The sequence below is a fragment of the Paenibacillus brevis genome (genome assembly GCF_018919145.1).
Lineage (GTDB): Bacteria > Bacillota > Bacilli > Paenibacillales > Paenibacillaceae > Fontibacillus > Fontibacillus brevis.
Window position 1 is genome coordinate 13,546 of the sequence record NZ_JAHLQJ010000020.1, and the last position, 17,150, is coordinate 30,695.

Genomic DNA, 17,150 nt, shown 5'->3' on the forward strand with positions numbered 1-17,150 from the left:
CATGTTGAGTGTAACTGGAAAAGGGAGATTGGTTAACGGATTGTTGTTCCTGCTCCTGCTTGGATTGGGTGTGCTGATGTTGTACCCCTTCCTCTGGATGATCAGCGTCAGCCTGGAGAGGACCAGCAACATAGCCGTTCCGTTTCCGCCTCGGCTAATTCCGGAGCAGTTCTCCCTATTCAACTATAAGCTGGTATTCGAGAATGGGGTCCTGTTCAAGACCTATGCCAATTCGGCCATCATTTCATTGTTTAGCGTCCTGCTCAGTGTGTCTTCCGCCCTGCTGGCCGGCTATGCCTTTTCCAGAGGGGAATTCAGAGGCAAGAAGTTTCTATTCTTTGCCGTTCTGGCTACCATGATGATCCCGTTCGAGGCCCGGCTGATTCCGATGTTCAGTATGTTCAATGATCTCGGGATGATTAATACCAAATACCCTCTGATATTTCCAGCGATCATTAATGCGCTTGGCATTGTGCTGGTGAAGCAATATTTTGACCGTCTTCCTGAAGGGTTGCGTGAATCAGCCAAGATTGATGGGGCTAATGAATTTACGATCTTCTTCCGTATTTTCGCTCCCTTGACCGGGCCGATCACAGCAACGCTGGCGATTCTGGCCTTCCAGGACAGCTGGAACTCCTTCCTGTGGCCGCTCGTTGTCATCAACGATCAGGACATGAAGACCGTGCCGTTATTTCTGTCCAGCTTCTCTTCGGAGAATGGCAGCCGGTTGGTGGGAGTAACGATGGCTACTGCGGCAATGAGTATTCTGCCGATCGTGGTTGTGTTTCTATTTTTACAAAAATACATTATCCGCAGCATTGCCCTTAGCGGCTTGAAGGGAGAGTGATAGCGGAGGTTGCGAGGTCACTTAAAGAGGTTGTTCAAAAAGTCGTCTTTCCAGGACGAAGCAGATCATGAAGCGGATTCGGCGTCGAATCTTGAATTCAGCCGTGCCTAAGCGGATACTTCCGAAGTATGTTTCCTGCGGAAACATTTCAGTTGCTCACGTACCCAACGTACGCTGCGCTACTCAGTCCCTAGCTTCATCCGACCTAAAGCGTTTTGAAAAAACGCACATCGGAAGCATAAGCTTCGATCCTGAAAACCCGACTTTTTGAACACGTATTTAATGAGGCGGGACTGGTAAGCAGGCAAGCGGCAATTCGTAAAAAATATAATGGAGTTGGGAGAACTGATCATGTTTAATAAATTGACCTTGAAGTTGATAGGAACGCTGCTGGCGTCCACTATGATTCTGAGCGCATGTGGAACAAACGGTAATTCTAACGGGGCAGCGAAGAATAACAACCAGCCGGCACCAACAGAAAGTACCAGTAATGCAGCAGTGGAGACGAATGAGAAACCGACTGGAAAATTGAAGGTGCAGCTTGTCGGCGACTTCTCGCTGGAAGACAAGACCGATCCCGTCTCCGGCCAAACCTCCAAGGGCGTAAAGGTGCTGAAGGATGAGTTCGAGAAGCAGTATCCTGGAGCCGAAGTCGAGTTCATTCTTATGGGCTGGGATAACTATAACGAGAAGACGCAAACGATGCTTCAATCCGGGGCAGCCGATGTATATCAAGTGCCGGGGATTACCACTTTTGTCGAGCAAGGACTGCTGGAGCCGTTGCAGCCCTACATTGATAAGGACAGCTTTGATATGGGAAGCTATCTGACTGGACAGGTGGAGGGTTGGATGGCCATGGGGCCGAATGATCAGGACCTGCAGATTTATGGACTGCCTTTTATCGGTGATTCGCGTGTTATTGTGTACGACCGCCAACTGTTTGATGATTGGGGGGTAGAATACCTTTCCGAATCTCCGACGATTGAGGAAGTGTTGGAGAAGGCCTCCAAGATGACAGGCAAAAACCCCAAGACGGGCGAACAGAACTATGGTCTGACCTTCAAGGGCGGGGATGCAGCCGATACGGTCATGAATATTAACGAATCGTTGGGCGGACAGTGGGGCACCGGGTTTCTGTGGAAGGACATGAAGCTGGAATTCGATAGCGAGACTATGGTGCAAGCGACCGATTTGCTGAAAGAAGCACTCGAGTATGCGCCAGAGGGAACCATGGCTGGACAAGGCGCCGAAAATTTCTTGACGGAGAAGAACAACATTGCGATCAACTTGCGTCAAACTCCGGGCTTCATCAACTCGCTGGCCAACCTCGGGCTGGAGGACCGCTACGAGGCAGCCTTGCTATTTAAGAATCAGACAACAGGAATGGGCGGTATGTTCGCCGGAAGTCCTTTCTCCATCGGAGCATCCAGCAGTAATAAGGACCTGGCCTGGGAATGGCTGAAATTCAGCGGTAGCGAGTTCTTCCAGCAATATATGTGGGATGAACAGCGTTCACAGAGCATGCCGGTTATCAAGGCAGCTGAGAATTGGTCTTCCGTGAAGGAGATTGGACAGATGGATATTATCCTGAAGTCAATGAGCCAGCTATGGACACCGCGTTATCCATATCGCTCCGGTCAACCGCGCTACATTCTGTCAGAGAATGTGGAGCGTGTAATGTTAGGTGAGCTAAGCTCGGCCGAAGGAATGAAGAAGGCTCAAGAGGAAGCTACCAAATGGTTAGCCGATCAACAGTAAGGCTATGATGAAGGCAAAAGCCTGATGTAAAGGACGCTCGATCAGGGCGTCCTTTAGTTGTATTATTTCCCGCCCCCGCTTCCGATAATCTTTCCGCCATACTCAGGAAATTCTGCCCCGAGTTTTCACAGAGATTACTTTGCGATGAATCAGCGATTATGATGGCGTGTTACTTTGGGGATAGGTATTGAGAAAGGGAGTGGCTAAATGAGGATAGCTGTTTTTTCAGACACGTTTGTCCCTCAGGTCAATGGCGTCGCGCTAACCTTGAAGCGTTGGACCGATTACCTATCCATCCGGGGGGATGAATGCAAGCTGTTCGTTCCGACGGAACCGGAGCCTGTCTATGAGGACCTGGTGTTCCAGCTGGCTAGCATCCCGTTTTGGGCTTATCCGGGGTATCGATTCGCTATTCCAAACTTGCTGCGTATCCGACAGGAGCTTTCTCTATTCAAGCCTGATATTGTTCATATTGCCACTCCATTTAGCGTAGGCCTCGCTGGTATGTCTGCCGCTCAAAAGCTCCAAATCCCCATCGTTGCTTCGTATCACACCCACTTCGATCAGTATCTCGAGTCTTACTGGTTTCCGTTCGCGCATTCCTGGTATTGGTCCTATATGAAATGGTTCCACCGACATTGCCGCGCTATTTTCGCCCCTTCACAGGAGACGATTCAACTGTTGCAATCCAATGGATTAAGTAATCTAGAGCTATGGTCGCGGGGGATTGACTCCAACAAGTTCACACCCGCCCAGCGTTCCGGCCTTGTTCGCGAGCTTTACGGAATCAAGGAGCAGTATCTTCTGCTATACGTTGGCAGACTGGCTCCGGAGAAGGACCTGAATGTGCTGCTTCAATTAATGCATCGATTGCCGGAACGCATAAGCAGTCAAGTGCATTGGCTTGTCGTCGGCGATGGCCCGATGATGGAGCAAGGCCGCAGGGAGGCCCCGCAGAATGTCACCTTTACCGGCTATCAAAGCGGGGAAGAGCTGGCTTCCCTGTATGCATCCTCTGATTTATTCGTTTTTCCTTCCGCTACGGAAACCTTCGGCAACGTCGTGTTGGAGGCGGCTGCCTCCGGCCTTCCTGCTATAGTAGCCGACAGAGGGGGCGTAACCGAGATTGTCCAGCATGAAATTACCGGCTTGCACGCTCAAGCGGGAAATGTAGAGAGCTTTCTTGCAGCACTGTCTAACTGGTTCGACGAACCGGACAAATGGCAAAGGTTCGGTACGGAAGCAAGAGAACAAGCGCAAGCCCGTACTTGGGAAAAAGCCATGGGGCCGATATACACCTGCTGCCAGCAGATTATAAAAACAGGGAAAAATCCGGAAGCAACAAGAAACGGGCAGCTGCGGGAAGAGGGGGAATCCGCTTGAGAGTTACAGTCATCGGCACGGGTTATGTCGGGCTGGTCACGGGAGCAGCGTTGGCTTATCTTGGACATCAAGTGGTATGTGTGGATGTGAATGAAGAGAAGATCAAGCTGCTAAAATCCGGTATCATGCCGCTCTGGGAGCCGGGGCTTGAGGATATGATCCGCGACGTGGAGCTTCAGGGACTGCTGGATTACTCGACAGATGCCTCTGCATCCGTGCCTGTAAGCGACGCTGTCTTTTTGACCATCGGCACCCCTTCATCCGATTCGGGTGAAGTTGATCTTTCCGCCTTGTGGTCGGTCGTACATTCGATTGCACCGATGCTGCATGGAGACACACTCTTGATTATTAAAAGTACGGTTCCCGCAGGAACCTGCGAACAAATCGAATCCTATCTGCGTCATCAATTTCCTGACTCCAAATCCGTTGCTGTTGCACATAATCCTGAATTTTTGCGGCAGGGATCTGCTGTCCGGGATTTTCTTGCTCCGGATCGTATCGTGTTTGGCGCTTCCCGTCCGGAAGCGCATCGACGGCTGGAAGAGATCTACGCGTCCATTCAATCGCCCGTCATTAAATGCGGGCTAAAAGAAGCGGAGTTGATTAAATGTGCATCCAATGCGTTTTTAGCCATGAAAATATCTTATGCCAACATGATATCGGACTTATGTGAAGCACTGGGGATTTCGATCGATGCGGTTGCGGAAGGAATGGGCCTTGACCGTCGGATCGGCTCCGAGTTTCTGCGCGCCGGGGCGGGGTATGGCGGCTCTTGCTTCCCCAAGGATCTTCGTGCGCTCATGGTGTTAGCGGCGAAAGAGCATTTGGATATGGAGCTGCTAAAAGCAACCGAGGCGATCAACAGGCAACGAGTCCAGGTTATTCGCAGAAGGCTGGAAGGTGTCTTCGGATCTTTGGGGGATAAGCAGATTACGATCTACGGGTTGGCCTTTAAGCCGAATACCGATGATACGCGTGAATCTCCTGCGCTCAGGATTTGTTCGATGCTGCAAGAAGCGGGCGCGCGTATCAGGGCATATGACCCGGTGGTCGCTGGCTTGCCGGATCGGCAGGTTGATGTGGCCATGGACATGTATGAGGCGGCCGACGGGAGCGATTGCGTGGTGATTGTAACCGATTGGGATCAGTTCAACCGCTTGGATTGGGGCCGATTGAGGGAGGTGATGAGATCGCCTTACATTTTAGATGCAAGGAACATGTTGGATATCGCGGTGATGACAGAGAGCTGCAAACGATATGGCTTGCACTATATGTCTCTGGGACGTCCTTCTATAGCACCCGATGTTCCATTAACAATAGGCTGAATAGACGATCATGAGCTAAAATTGAATGATGAGGTGATTGTTATGGATACCGGAAGCCATCTTCTTCTCGGTGTGACATTAGGCGGATTGGCAATGGCCGTATCCGATCCAGTAATCGGAGACCAAGCGTCCGTGGTTTACGGCTTATTTGCGGCGGCGATCATCGGCTCGAATGCTCCTGATTTCGATAGTGCCATTCGTATACGAGGTTATGAGTCCTATTTATTGCATCATCGGGGGTTCAGCCATTCCTTGCCCATGCTGGCTGGTTGGCCGGCTTTACTTACTCCCTTGATTGCGTATCTCTTTCAGGCCTGGGATCATATGCTCCTGCTGTTTCTTTGGACCATGGCGGGCGTTGTGTTTCATGTCTTTCTCGATTTCTTCAATGCGTATGGTGTACAATGCTTTCGGCCGATCTCAAGGAAATGGTTCCATGCCGACACCATTCCGATTTTTGATCCCGTCATGTTCGGACTTCATCTAGCAGCTTTGTTGTTATGGCTGTTCGGAGTCTTGGAGGCACAGGTGGTATTCCCTCTGGTATATGTTCTAACCTTTCTCTTTATCGGATACCGTATTATTGTTCACCGTCTGATGCTGCAAGCGATTCGAAGGCATTATGGCATCGGCGGTTATTCCTTCTTGATTCCCGGGTGGCTGCCCCACAAATGGGGCTACGTTTACGAAACCGATCAGACTTATATCGCCGGTTCGATCTGCGGCACCCTTCTTAAGGAGGAGACCATATTCCAAAAGGGAGAGCAGAACGATGTCGTTCAAGCGGTCATGGGCAGTGACGGAGTTCGCAGCTTCCTTGCCTTTGCGCATCGCGTGCACATTTCATGCCAGAAGCTTCAGACCGGTTACAAGGTAGAGCTGCGGGATGTCCGTTTTCGGCATGGCGAGAAGCTTCCTTTCGGCATGGATATCCTCCTGGATGACCATTTGCAGGTGACCGGCAACTCGCTCGGGTGGAAAAAGAAGCTGTGGGAGCCTCCGTTTACCTGAGTTATACCGCTTCGAGCTTGATCCGCCTTTTTAACGCTTGAATTGCTCCCATATGCAGTCCTTCATGGAAAATGGTGCGAATGAATACCTGCTCAAGGGTATGCATCCCCATCTCTGTGGGAGCAAATTCTTCTTCCAATCGATCCTGATATCTCTCTTGGATAAGCTTCGGCTGTTCCTTTAACATTTCGATCAGCTTGTGGATCGTGGGTGTCTCCTCCGTAAAGTGAGATGGATGGGTTCCATATCCAAACCACTCGTTAAAGCTCGGGGGAATCGGAGGCTCCTCCTTCGTAAGGACCTGAATCCATAAATATTGATCCAGGCACACATGTCCCAGGTTCCATCGGATATTATTGTTGAACCCTTCAGGAATTTTCTCCGCCTCTGCTTCCGATAACCCCTCCACCATACCAAGCAGCTCGCCTCGGTAGGTGCGAAGTTGTTCAAATAAGACCTCGTGTCGCTTGTTCATGTAGCTCCTCCTTAAATTTTATTGATATAATTAAAAAATTAGATATATTCTCAGAAAATCCTGCCGTTCAGAGACGGGGGGCAGGATCCGTTTTGAGAAGAACTTAATTTTTCCCTGAAAGGATGCGCTTCATGAAAACAATAGGCCTAATTGGCGGAATGAGCTGGGAGTCGTCACTGCTTTACTACCAAATCATAAACCAGCGCGTAAACGAGAAGCTAGGCGGGCATCATTCCGCTAAATGCTTCCTGTATTCGGTGGATTTTGAGGAGATCAAGCATCTCCAATATCAGGGCAAGTGGGATGAAGCTACAGACATCATGATTGATGCTGCACGCAAGCTGGAATCCGGCGGAGCTGATTTCATCATCGTCTGCACCAATACGATGCACAAGATGGCAAAGGAAATGGAAGCGTCGGTTGCCATTCCGCTCCTCCATATTGCAGATGCAACAGCTAAAGAGATGGTGAAGGATGGAATAAAGAAGGTCGCTTTGCTGGGCACAGCTTTTACAATGGAACAGGATTTCTACAAAGGCAGGCTTACCGATAAGTTCGGACTGGATGTTATAGTTCCGAGCGAAGCAGATCGAGTGATCATTCATGACATCATTTATCAGGAGCTCTGCCTTGGCATCGTTAAGGATGAATCAAGACAGTCCTACCTGCGGATCATCAATGAGCTCAGCCGGCAGGGAGCCGAGGCTGTAATACTGGGGTGCACCGAGATAACCATGCTCGTCTCCCAAGAGCTCTGCGCGGTTCCTCTCTACGATACAACCCGGCTTCATGCGGAGGCCGCAGTTGATTTTGCCTTGGACGAAGGCCGCTAGTATAAGACCTGGAGTTGTTGTCTTTAATGAGCCAGCAGCTCCAAGTCCGGCTGCATTTTTTTTCGCAGTGCATACAGCATAACCGCTCCAACAAGGAACGCGACGGCATCGGCAATGACAAGTGACCACACAACTCCATGGAAGCCGCTGATCCGGTTAGCCATATACAGCACCGGTATCAATGTAATCCCTTGAATGACGGACATAACTAATGCTGCAGTTCCTTGAGCGGTGGCCTGGAATATTCCTGTGAACAACGTAGTCATTCCCGTAATGAACAAAGATAAGAAAGTGACATGGAGAATATAACTGCCCATCTCGATCAACTGCGGATCGGTTGTAAACAGTCCGATCAAATGGTCGGAGACGAGATAGACGATGACCCCGAACGACACGGCTAATACCATAATGGCTTTAACTGTAAAGCTAATCGTTTGCTTCAAACGCAATTTATTCGCTGTGAAAGAGAAGGCAATCAACGGCACAACACCCTCGCATAAGCCCATCAGTATAAATTCGGGAAACTGCAATAAACGCGATGAGATCCCGTAAGCGGCTGTAGCCTGATCCCCGTATTCTATAAGATAGTGATTTAAGATGAGAGACATGGCACCCAAAAAGACGCTCATGACAAAGACGGGAACCCCTATTTTGAACACATTGCTCAGAATGATCTTGTTAGCCTTGAACCATTTTGCAGATACCGTTAAGAACTTGCTCTTATAGCCGATATGGCAGGCGAAAAACACGCTCGCAAGGATATTGGAAATGACCGTAGCGGAGGCCACACCGATCACGCCCCCATGGAAGACGTAAATGACTAATGCATCGAGAATGATATTCACGAGCACGCTGAGAATCATGCCGGCCATGGATGTAATGGCAGCCCCTTCTGAACGAACGATATTCTCCAGCGTAAAGAACAGTACAACAAACGGCGATCCGATAAGCATCACGGTGACATAGTCCTTCGTGAACCCGAAGGAGTCAGGCGTAGCGCCCAACCCACGGACGATGGAATCAATTAACGGGAGGCCGACAGCCATAACGATAAGACCAAGAACGAGGCTGCTATAAAAGGCAAAGGAAGACACATGCTTGACTTCCTCATAATTTTTCTCCCCCAACAACCGGGAAATGAATGTACCGCTACCTATCCCAATCAAATTACCCAGGGCCATAATGATCGCGAATAACGGCAAGGTTAATGCCAGCGCGGTTAAAATGGCTGTATTGTTGAGTGTGCCAAGAAAATAGGCGTTCAAGATGGAATAGATCACACTCATTGACGTCCCCAGCATCATGGGAACAGCGAAATGAGATACGGCTTTGGCTATCGGTGCTTTTTCAAAGTAATGGAGGTTTTCTGCATCCACAGGAATCCCTTCTTTCTCCAATTTGTAATCTAACGGTGTTAGATTGAATCTTACAGTGTTAGATGATATCATGATTCTATAGACCTGTAAACAACAAACTTACACTGTTAGATAAATGATAAAAGGTGGATACCATGAAAAAGCAGCAACCTCAAATTTCGGAAGATAAGATTTTGGAGGTCTCATGGGAGCTTCTGGGCGAGGAAGGCCTTGAGAAATTTAGCCTGAGGCGACTGGCGGACCGGCTTGGAATCCAAGCCCCCTCTTTATACTGGTACTTCAAGAGCAAGCAGGATCTTTACCAGCGCTTGGCCAATCAAGTGTCCAAAATCATTCTGGAGGAGTTCCACTCAGAAGGCGATTGGAAGGAGCAGTTGGAGGGGCTTGCAGTAACCGTAAAAAATGTGCTCAGCCGCTACCCTTGCTCCACACAGCTCATGATGATGACGCTCCCCCACGAGCCGGATATTATCCGGTTTACCAACCGGATGCTGCTCTGCGTGGAGTCGACTCCGCTTGAACAAGAGCAGAAGATGCAAGTGGTAACCACGCTTATGAACTACGTCTTCTATTTCGTACTGGACAAGTATCAGCATGAGCGCAATGTTGCCATGATCGTTAAGGAGCAAGGTGAAGAGGCGCTTCCGGGGGAGGATATGATTCGACTGCTGGACTCTATGGGCGAGGCAGATGCGGGATTATTCCGGAGGATGTTCATGAAGGGAATCTACGAGCTGATGGGAACGGATGCGGCGTTTGAGTTTGGCTTGAGACTGATTCTATTAGGGATTGAACAGGTGATACAGGAGCAGGAGAAGTAAAATTGCCCCCGTTTGCTAATTTGACATCAGCCCCTCATTATGTTTAAATGATTAAACGTATGAACTAATGATGGGAGCGATAAAGGATATGAGCCAAGAGCTTGAGCAAATGGCACAACAATTCAAGCAATATATTCCTATACTTGATGCTTTGAAGGATGAGAAGCGTCATGCCATCATTCTGCTGCTCGCCCAACATAAATCCGGACTTAATGTGAACACGATAGCAGAACATATTCAATTGTCCAGACCGGCCATCTCTCACCATTTGAAGGTGTTAAGGCAGGCGGGCTTTGTTGATTATGAGAAAAAGAATGTGGAGAATCATTATGTGTTAACGATCCGCAAGCCGATTGAACAGCTGAAAGCTTTAATAGCGGCTATTGAAGATCAATGTAACAACGCTTGATGTGTAAGGATTCAGAGTGAATATAACTTTTTATAGCTAATTGGTTTATATGTTTGAACTTATGAACTTAATAAAGAGGAGTGTTATAAATGAAAGCTATGGTCATTGAAAAATACGGGAAGAACGTTCCGCTAGTATTAAGAGAGCGTCCGCTGCCAGTTCTTGGTGAACGAGATGTACTGGTAGATATTCACGCTGCCAGTCTAAATCCTATCGATAGCAAAATAAAAGCGGGAGGGCTAAAGCTTCTTTTAAATTATGAGATGCCTTTAATCCTTGGTAACGACTTTTCCGGTGTTGTTGTCCAGGTGGGGGACAAGGTGGATCAATTTAAACCTGGTGATGAAGTATACGGAAGACCTCGCAAAAACAGGATTGGAACCTTGGCGGAATATATAGCCGTTCATCAGGATGATCTTTCGCTTAAGCCGGGTAATCTCAGCTTTGAAGAGGCGGCATCCATCCCCCTGGTCGGACTCACTGTTTATCAAGCATTTCATGAAATTTTTCAGTTGCAAAAAGGACAAAAGATCCTCATCCATGCGGGCTCCGGAGGGGTAGGCACATTTGCAATTCAGTTGGCCAAATCGATGGGGGCATATGTTGCGACAACAGCTAGCGAGCGAGGATACGATCTGGTTAAATCCTTGGGTGCCGATCAGATTATCAATTATAGACAAGATGACTTTGAGCAGCGGCTTGAAGGATATGATGCCGTTTTGGATACTTTAGGCGGGGAGGCTTTAGAAAAATCATTTCAAGTCTTGAAGCCGGGGGGCAAAATCGTGTCTATTTCCGGACTTCCGAATGCCCGGTTTGGGAAGGATGCGGGGCTGGGGTGGTTGAAGACGGCCCTATTGTCCATTGTCAGCCATAAGCTTACAGCACTTGAGAAGCGGACCCGGACAAGCTACCATTTCCTGTTTATGAAGCCTAGTGGGGCGCAACTCAAGGAAATTAAGGAATTGATTGAAAAGGAGCATATTATTCCGGTTATTGATCAGGTCTTTAAATTTGCAGACGCGCCTCAGGCCTTGGAATACCTTGAAGGCGGAAGAGCCAAGGGTAAAATAATCGTATCTATGAAATAATGGTCGATTGACTGGGGAATCCGCCGATTGTCTTCATTACGATCGCTATGGCGGTCTTTAGCGTGGCGTTCATGCCGCTCTCCATGCTGTTCCCCTTGATGACGCTGTCTCATTTTGGCCGGGGCGGCTGCAGTGCGAGCTTGATTGAGGCAGTATTCGGGCTGGAATGATTCTTGGCGGCGGATTGTTGTACGTGCTTGCTTCCTAAATGGCGGGACTCCACCTACATGAGTATAAGCTTGTTTGTTATCGGAGTAACTTGCGTGTTGTGCGGGCTTATCGGGAGCAGTGCGTTTGCGGCGTTTGTCGGCTTGTCCTTCTTGATGGGAGCGGCAGCGCCTTTGTTCAATGGACCGTATATGGCAATGATCCAGAAATCATATGACCCTGAAAAACTGGGGCGCGTGCTCTCCTTCGTAACCAGTATTGGGAGACTGGCGTCGGGATTCTACCGGCGTCAGTTTATTTTCTTTTGCGGAATAGGTATGATGAAGGAAATCGATTCGTCTTGGAAAGGATCATTACGCTAGCTATGGAAATCGAAAATTTAATTCCCGCAAGGTCAAGAGAGGATCTAAGGAATTGGCTGCAGGACCATTGCAGGACAGCTAAATGTTGCTGGGTTGTGGTGAGAATGACGCCTAATCCTGATAGGTTGTTATATTTGGACGCAGTCGAGGAAGCCTTGTGCTTCGGATGGATTGATGGAGTCAAGAAGAAAATTTCTGAAGCGGAGCTGGCGCAGAGACTGTCCCCTAGAACTAAAAAAAGTTCATGGACGGAGCTGAACAAGGAACGCGCCCGCCGCCTCGAAAAGCTGGGGTTCATGACGGATGAAGGAAGAAGAGTTCTTCCTGATATGGATTCCGGTTCATTTCAGATAGACGAGGCAATAGAGCAAAGATTACAGGAGGACGAGCGAGTGTATCGGCATTTCATGGCATTTCCAGAGCTTTATACAAGAATTCGGATCGATACGATCCAAAGCTACAAGAATCAACCGGAATTATTTAAGAGCAGGCTGGAGAAATTCATAGCAAGCACGAGAGAAAACAAAATGTACGGTCAATGGCATGATCAGGGACGGTTGCTCGATTATTAATATTTGCAGGGGCCTATGTTAGCGGGATTTTAGGCCTCGCAACCTTAGGTTGCAGGCCCGTGCAACGACCGCGTTCTTTACTTATCGAATCCGGCCAATCATCATAGACGTATAAATTGCGGAAAGGCAGTTGCTGCTATGATCTTTGCAGAAAAATTAAAAACGGAGAGAAGCAAGAAAGGCTGGTCCCAAGAAGAGCTGGCGGAGAAGCTGTTTGTGAGCAGGCAGTCAGTTTCCAAGTGGGAGAATGGCCAGAACTATCCCAGCATTGAGATCATTATTAAAATCAGCGATCTTTTTGAGGTTACGATCGATGAGCTATTAAAGGGCGACGACGAGTTGGCAAAAAAGGTGATCAAGGAAAGCAGGCAATTGGCTCATCCAAGAATGAAATTTGCTTTTGATGTCCTGTTCTTGGCAGGTTTTGCTTTGATGGTGATCAAGCTGGGCGTCCTCCTTTTGAACAAAGTAACACCGCTGGAGATTGCATTACAGGGGAGCTCATTCTTTTGGAATTTCGGCTCGTTAATAGGTATGCTGGGCGGCGGAATCGGCTCCAGCATACTGAAGGAGCAATATAAGCAAGATTGATGCTGCAGGAAGAGCAGTAGAGAATGGTCATTAAACGAAGCACCCCTGCGATCGGCGTTAAGCGCCGGCTGCAGGGGTGTTTTTAGGAGAAGAGAGAATGATCCGAAAAAGTGAACGAGCACCGCTCCCGGCCTGCTGATCTATCGGATTCGAAGCTTCAGAATCGGGTGTTATCGTCCAGCCCAGGGAAAGAACGGAGGCTAGCCGCGCAGCCTCTTGCGGTGTCAATCTGGCGATAACGGCTTCTTGCCCAGGCTCCAGAACGAGTTCCGCCTCAACCTTCAAAGCCAGTTTAATCCAGCTGCTTATGCCGCGAATCGTATTGTACTTGATTTGATAGCCTTCTTTTAACACGCGTTTGAATTCGATTTCGTTGGCTCTGATCCATGTTGATAAAGACACATAGTCGAACTTGAACGGGCTAGTATCTATCGGCAGCGTTCCCTCAAGGATATGGTTGAGAAGCTGTTCTTCGGTCCACCCGAGAGACAGCAATGATTCCAACGATAGCGCGTCCCATTGCGATAGTCTGATCTTCTCCAGCTGTGATGATGTACTCATGGCGAGCTTCCCCTCCCGGCTGAATTTGTAGGAGACCCAAGAGACGCCCCCATGGGCGCCTCTCGGGTCCGTTATCAGCACATAGTTAATAAATAAAGTTACTTGCTGGCCTGATAAGCTTGCAGGTGTTCCTTCACTTTGGCTGCGTCGGCAACCAGCTCGAGTCCTGTCTGTACCAGCGGGCTGAGCGTGGATGTTGCTTTGAACTTGTTGCCGCCATAGTAGGCAAGGAACTCATCCTGATTGATGGAATACAGTACGGCTTTGCGGAGGTCTGCGCTCTCCGCTACCGGACGGTTGCTGGTGTTGAACAGCAGATAACTCACACCATTACTCGGGATGGTTTGGAGAATCAGCTTGCTGTCGCTTTTCACAACATCAAATTTGGTCTCGCTTACCCCGTAGTAGAGGTGGATTTCCCCGCTTCGCAGGGCAGACAGAGCGCTGTCCGCATCCTTGATAAATTTAACCTTAATGGTCTCGATACGCGGTTCGTGCTCGGTTCCCTTCATGTAGCCCGGGTTTTTATAGAAGATAGCTTCATAATCATTCTTATAGGCTAAAATGTAAGGTCCGCTTGTGTACAGCGTGTTGTTATATTGATTGCCTTCGGTAACGGTGTTCTGATCGCCGTAAGGAATGTCCTTATTCACATCGAATGCGGCAACATCATAGGTATTGATGGCTTTTACCTGCTTTTCGGACACGATGCCTGCCGACTGATGCGCCAGATAGTTTAGTACTTGCGGGAAAGGTTCTGTTGTCGTCAGCTTGATAACCTGATATTTACCTTCTTGGTTATTTGCCTCGTTCTTATCGGCTACCAGTTGAGTAATTCCTACATCCAATCCACTCTCCAGAGCACTCTTGACCGTTCCGCTGCCGCCGGAGACCGTTTGACCCTCCAATGCCGCAATGTCCGTAACCAGCTCTACATTTTGAATATGCTCATGCAGCGTATAGGTTCTGTGATCAGGCACGGAGTCCTTGTCCTTGGCACGCAGCAGGGAGAAGATTACATCGTTTCCGCCCACCCGTTCACCGGAATCTATGGCCTTCTTGTCTTGAATCTTGGCAAAGGTAATATCGTCGCGAAGAATAAAGTAATAGTCCGAGTTGCCTTCTCCAATGGCATGATTAAGAGACAGGGAGCCTTCCGAAGTGACCTTGTCGTCATCCGTCAGATTCACGATTCTTACATACTGATTGGTGTTGATAATATTGATGGAGCCATCATTCCCCTTGATCGGATCGAGAGAAGTTAAAGTTGGCGTTGATGATTGCAGCAACAGCGGCTCGGTAGAGCGCTTGGATGTATCATTATAGTCCAGCTCTTCCCAAGGTAAGGAGCGGGACTTGGAGATGCGGACACTGTCCTGGTTGAGTACTTCTTTATTATAGACCTGAGACTTCAAGGAATTGAACAAAGGAGCAATATAGGCATTTTCGAAGACCAGCTTCTCCTCGAACTCCTTGTAGGTGGCCTGATACTCATCAGAGGTCTGGGTGGCCGCCTTGTTAATCAAAGCGTCGATCTCCGGATTGGAGAGAATGCTGTAGTCACCGCCGGTGATGAACAAGGAGCGTACGGCATAATCGGGGTTTCCTGTTACCGTCGTCCAGCTGGACAATGCGATATCATAATTGCCGGCATCCTGCTGGGTTTTGAAGCTGCCGTAGTCTGGTTGAATATTTAATTTGACGTTAAACCCGTTCTTGGATAATTGATCCCGCACGATATTCAGATCGGTCTCCGATGAGCTCATTCCCAGTAGTTCGATATCTACCGGAGTAGTATCCACGGACACTACGGGTTCATTAGTGGACTTATTCTCGGCATTCGAGCTTGCGGCGTCATTTTTAGTGGTTAATGTGCAAGCACTGAGCAGTAGAGAAAGACTGAGTAATAATGGTGCTGCGAATTTAAGCTTACTTGACATGGTTTTCCCCTCCTGAATGATCTAAAAGTTTTTATAGTTAACCTACATTCTTCATTCAACGAAAATCCCGCGGTCATGGAAGAACATATAGAAGGTTAAGACGTAATAGGGCTAGTTCCGGCTAATCTTAGGGTCGAGCGCATCCCGCAGCCCGTCGCCCAAAAAGTTGAAAGAGAGCACAAGCAGAATGATGGCAAGGCCTGGGTAGATGGCGGTAAAAGAATGCGTCTCCAGATAAGCGCTGCCCAGCTTTAGAATATTGCCCCATTCTGGAATGTGCGGTTCTACACCCAGACCGAGAAAGCTTAAGCTGCTCGTTGAAATTACGGCCGTGCCGATCGTCAAGGTACACTGCACGATCATTGGAGCCGCGGCATTCGGCAGAATGTGCTTGGTCAAGATCACCCAGTCGCTGGAGCCGAAGGCTCTGGCCGCCTGGACATATTCCAGTGTAGACACCTGGAGCACATTGGCCCGCATGGTTCGCGCATAGCTTGGAATGGAGCCCACGCTTAATGCGAGAATCAGATTCATGGTTCCCGCGCCGAAGGCGGCAATAATGGCAATTGCCAGCAGGATGCCTGGAATAGCGTACAGGATGTCGAGCGAGCGCATAATCCAGTTGTCCAGCCTTTTCCCGTAATATCCGGATAAGGCGCCGAGCATGCCGCCGATGACCAGCGGAATGGCGGTTGATAGAAACCCGACGAATAACGAGATGCGGGCACCCAGGACGATTCGGGTGTATAAATCACGCCCGAAATTGTCTGTGCCCAGCGGATATTGGGCAGATGGCGATTGCAAAATAGCACTGTAATTATTGTCGATGGCCAGACTGTAATCAAAGGTCAGTACGCTGGTTATGGATAGCGACAATAGTACGGAGACAAAGAGCAAGCCCAGCATCGCCGCCATGTTATGCGATATTCGCTCCAGCACCTCGCCGAACCTTGAGCCGGCAGAGAAGCCCTTATCCCGCAACTTTGCGAGAAGCAGGATTCCTGCGAACAGAGAAAACAAATTGCCGGTTACTGCTGCAATAAATTGCAAAATGATGATCGCCCACATCAGATTAGGGTTTAATCGCCCCTCATCGAGGCGGGAAGCCAGCAGCAGCGAGATGAGCTGCAACCCTGCCGCGAGAAGCAGGAACAGTGCTCCGACGATGAAGCCATTGGCTACGTACGGCTTGAGCATATTCAGTGCAGTAACCGCAATGACGAGCAGCGTAGAGAGCAGGGCATAAACAGACAGGGTGTATGCGGTATGCTTCTTCTGCTTGATGAGGTGAAAAGCCGCCGCCGCCGCGAAAATGTTGCCTGTAGCAAAGCTAAGCATCATCGGATACCCCAGTAATCTCACATACGGAGAAATGCTTCCGCTTTGAATCAGGTCCTGACGAATGCGATACCAAATGAATGTCTGTAGCAGCGTAAAGCCGCAATAGGCATAGCCGGCAGAGCCCAGCAGTTGATTGAATCCATCGCCGCTATAAGCAGAAGCCAGGAGAATTACAGCAAGGCCGGCGGATGCAAGCGCTGCGAAGCTGGCTTGCATATATTCAGCATGCGTCTTAAGCCGGAATTGAATATCGCTTTTTCTCAGAGAATGAACAGCCATGAAGTAC

General features: G+C 49.0%; 18 protein-coding genes. 13 read left to right on the forward strand and 5 right to left on the reverse strand.

The window, feature by feature from the left end:
- Window position 1: 1 nt before the first annotated feature.
- The 5 genes from KQJ23_RS19315 to KQJ23_RS19335 all read left to right on the forward strand — a co-directional run bounded on the left by KQJ23_RS19315 (window position 2) and on the right by KQJ23_RS19335 (window position 6,324).
- Window positions 2-847 carry a carbohydrate ABC transporter permease gene (locus KQJ23_RS19315; protein ID WP_216480546.1) on the forward strand — a complete coding sequence of 282 codons (846 nt, stop codon included), beginning with the start codon at window positions 2-4 and terminating at the stop codon, window positions 845-847.
- A gap of 351 nt (window positions 848-1,198) precedes the next feature.
- Complete coding sequence (locus tag KQJ23_RS19320) at window positions 1,199-2,605, forward strand: extracellular solute-binding protein (protein WP_216480547.1); 1,407 nt, start codon at window positions 1,199-1,201, stop codon at window positions 2,603-2,605.
- A 207-nt stretch (window positions 2,606-2,812) separates the two neighbouring features.
- Window positions 2,813-3,988 (forward strand): glycosyltransferase family 4 protein, encoded by a 1,176-nt coding sequence (locus KQJ23_RS19325; protein ID WP_216480548.1) that lies wholly within the window; start codon window positions 2,813-2,815, stop codon window positions 3,986-3,988.
- Window positions 3,985-5,313, forward strand: a complete 1,329-nt coding sequence (locus KQJ23_RS19330) for a UDP-glucose dehydrogenase family protein (protein ID WP_216480549.1) — start codon at window positions 3,985-3,987, stop codon at window positions 5,311-5,313. Before KQJ23_RS19325 ends, KQJ23_RS19330 begins: the two co-directional genes overlap by 4 nt.
- Before the next feature lie 42 nt (window positions 5,314-5,355).
- Window positions 5,356-6,324: a metal-dependent hydrolase gene (locus tag KQJ23_RS19335; RefSeq protein ID WP_216480550.1), complete on the forward strand. Its 969-nt coding sequence runs from the start codon at window positions 5,356-5,358 to the stop codon at window positions 6,322-6,324.
- Window position 6,325: 1 nt separating this feature from the next.
- On the opposite strand, the gene KQJ23_RS19340 is transcribed toward KQJ23_RS19335, so the two are convergent.
- Window positions 6,326-6,799: a DinB family protein gene (locus tag KQJ23_RS19340; RefSeq protein ID WP_216480551.1), complete on the reverse strand. Its 474-nt coding sequence runs from the start codon at window positions 6,797-6,799 to the stop codon at window positions 6,326-6,328.
- A gap of 131 nt (window positions 6,800-6,930) precedes the next feature.
- Here KQJ23_RS19340 and KQJ23_RS19345 point away from each other — a divergent pair, with 131 nt between their 5' ends.
- Entirely contained in the window at window positions 6,931-7,632 is a 702-nt protein-coding gene (locus KQJ23_RS19345; protein ID WP_216480552.1) for an aspartate/glutamate racemase family protein, read from the forward strand.
- Window positions 7,633-7,655: 23 nt separating this feature from the next.
- On the opposite strand, the gene KQJ23_RS19350 is transcribed toward KQJ23_RS19345, so the two are convergent.
- The gene (locus tag KQJ23_RS19350; protein ID WP_216480553.1) at window positions 7,656-9,008 is read right to left on the reverse strand and encodes an MATE family efflux transporter; all 1,353 of its coding nucleotides are present in this window, start codon (window positions 9,006-9,008) and stop codon (window positions 7,656-7,658) included.
- Window positions 9,009-9,142: 134 nt separating this feature from the next.
- On the opposite strand from KQJ23_RS19350, the gene KQJ23_RS19355 reads away from it, so the two are divergent.
- The 7 genes from KQJ23_RS19355 to KQJ23_RS19380 all read left to right on the forward strand — a co-directional run bounded on the left by KQJ23_RS19355 (window position 9,143) and on the right by KQJ23_RS19380 (window position 13,022).
- A complete protein-coding gene (locus KQJ23_RS19355) occupies window positions 9,143-9,829 on the forward strand; it encodes a TetR/AcrR family transcriptional regulator (protein ID WP_216480554.1) in 687 nt (228 codons plus the stop codon).
- Window positions 9,830-9,917: 88 nt separating this feature from the next.
- Window positions 9,918-10,238 carry an ArsR/SmtB family transcription factor gene (locus tag KQJ23_RS19360; protein WP_216480555.1) on the forward strand — a complete coding sequence of 107 codons (321 nt, stop codon included), beginning with the start codon at window positions 9,918-9,920 and terminating at the stop codon, window positions 10,236-10,238.
- Window positions 10,239-10,327: 89 nt separating this feature from the next.
- Window positions 10,328-11,329, forward strand: coding sequence for an NADP-dependent oxidoreductase (locus KQJ23_RS19365; RefSeq protein ID WP_216480556.1), 1,002 nt, complete (start codon window positions 10,328-10,330; stop codon window positions 11,327-11,329).
- 47 nt (window positions 11,330-11,376) lie between these two features.
- Window positions 11,377-11,499 carry a hypothetical protein gene (locus tag KQJ23_RS24030; RefSeq protein WP_283571212.1) on the forward strand — a complete coding sequence of 41 codons (123 nt, stop codon included), beginning with the start codon at window positions 11,377-11,379 and terminating at the stop codon, window positions 11,497-11,499.
- A 57-nt stretch (window positions 11,500-11,556) separates the two neighbouring features.
- Window positions 11,557-11,859, forward strand: a complete 303-nt coding sequence (locus tag KQJ23_RS23850) for a hypothetical protein (RefSeq protein ID WP_249529921.1) — start codon at window positions 11,557-11,559, stop codon at window positions 11,857-11,859.
- 2 nt (window positions 11,860-11,861) lie between these two features.
- A complete protein-coding gene (locus tag KQJ23_RS19375; protein WP_216480557.1) occupies window positions 11,862-12,431 on the forward strand; it encodes a YdeI/OmpD-associated family protein in 570 nt (189 codons plus the stop codon).
- A 138-nt stretch (window positions 12,432-12,569) separates the two neighbouring features.
- Window positions 12,570-13,022 (forward strand): helix-turn-helix domain-containing protein, encoded by a 453-nt coding sequence (locus KQJ23_RS19380; protein WP_216480558.1) that lies wholly within the window; start codon window positions 12,570-12,572, stop codon window positions 13,020-13,022.
- A 57-nt stretch (window positions 13,023-13,079) separates the two neighbouring features.
- On the opposite strand, the gene KQJ23_RS19385 is transcribed toward KQJ23_RS19380, so the two are convergent.
- The 3 genes from KQJ23_RS19385 to KQJ23_RS19395 form a co-directional block, all read right to left on the reverse strand.
- Window positions 13,080-13,583 (reverse strand): hypothetical protein, encoded by a 504-nt coding sequence (locus KQJ23_RS19385; RefSeq protein WP_216480559.1) that lies wholly within the window; start codon window positions 13,581-13,583, stop codon window positions 13,080-13,082.
- A gap of 98 nt (window positions 13,584-13,681) precedes the next feature.
- The gene (locus KQJ23_RS19390; RefSeq protein ID WP_216480560.1) at window positions 13,682-15,523 is read right to left on the reverse strand and encodes an ABC transporter substrate-binding protein; all 1,842 of its coding nucleotides are present in this window, start codon (window positions 15,521-15,523) and stop codon (window positions 13,682-13,684) included.
- Between the two features lie 111 nt (window positions 15,524-15,634).
- Window positions 15,635-17,143 (reverse strand): ABC transporter permease, encoded by a 1,509-nt coding sequence (locus tag KQJ23_RS19395; protein WP_216480561.1) that lies wholly within the window; start codon window positions 17,141-17,143, stop codon window positions 15,635-15,637.
- Between the last annotated feature and the right edge of the window lie 7 nt (window positions 17,144-17,150).

Bases quoted from the DNA above. Each gene is read 5' to 3' on its own strand.
- KQJ23_RS19315 (WP_216480546.1), top strand. From the start codon at position 2: ATGTTGAGTGTAACTGGAAAAGGGAGATTGGTTAACGGATTGTTGTTC.
- KQJ23_RS19320 (WP_216480547.1), top strand. From the start codon at position 1,199: ATGTTTAATAAATTGACCTTGAAGTTGATAGGAACGCTGCTGGCGTCC.
- KQJ23_RS19325 (WP_216480548.1), top strand. From the start codon at position 2,813: ATGAGGATAGCTGTTTTTTCAGACACGTTTGTCCCTCAGGTCAATGGC.
- KQJ23_RS19335 (WP_216480550.1), top strand. From the start codon at position 5,356: ATGGATACCGGAAGCCATCTTCTTCTCGGTGTGACATTAGGCGGATTG.
- KQJ23_RS19340 (WP_216480551.1), bottom strand. From the start codon at position 6,799: ATGAACAAGCGACACGAGGTCTTATTTGAACAACTTCGCACCTACCGA.
- KQJ23_RS19345 (WP_216480552.1), top strand. From the start codon at position 6,931: ATGAAAACAATAGGCCTAATTGGCGGAATGAGCTGGGAGTCGTCACTG.
- KQJ23_RS19355 (WP_216480554.1), top strand. From the start codon at position 9,143: ATGAAAAAGCAGCAACCTCAAATTTCGGAAGATAAGATTTTGGAGGTC.
- KQJ23_RS19360 (WP_216480555.1), top strand. From the start codon at position 9,918: ATGAGCCAAGAGCTTGAGCAAATGGCACAACAATTCAAGCAATATATT.
- KQJ23_RS19365 (WP_216480556.1), top strand. From the start codon at position 10,328: ATGAAAGCTATGGTCATTGAAAAATACGGGAAGAACGTTCCGCTAGTA.
- KQJ23_RS24030 (WP_283571212.1), top strand. From the start codon at position 11,377: ATGGCGGTCTTTAGCGTGGCGTTCATGCCGCTCTCCATGCTGTTCCCC.
- KQJ23_RS23850 (WP_249529921.1), top strand. From the start codon at position 11,557: ATGAGTATAAGCTTGTTTGTTATCGGAGTAACTTGCGTGTTGTGCGGG.
- KQJ23_RS19375 (WP_216480557.1), top strand. From the start codon at position 11,862: ATGGAAATCGAAAATTTAATTCCCGCAAGGTCAAGAGAGGATCTAAGG.
- KQJ23_RS19380 (WP_216480558.1), top strand. From the start codon at position 12,570: ATGATCTTTGCAGAAAAATTAAAAACGGAGAGAAGCAAGAAAGGCTGG.
- KQJ23_RS19385 (WP_216480559.1), bottom strand. From the start codon at position 13,583: ATGAGTACATCATCACAGCTGGAGAAGATCAGACTATCGCAATGGGAC.
- KQJ23_RS19390 (WP_216480560.1), bottom strand. From the start codon at position 15,523: ATGTCAAGTAAGCTTAAATTCGCAGCACCATTATTACTCAGTCTTTCT.
- KQJ23_RS19395 (WP_216480561.1), bottom strand. From the start codon at position 17,143: ATGGCTGTTCATTCTCTGAGAAAAAGCGATATTCAATTCCGGCTTAAG.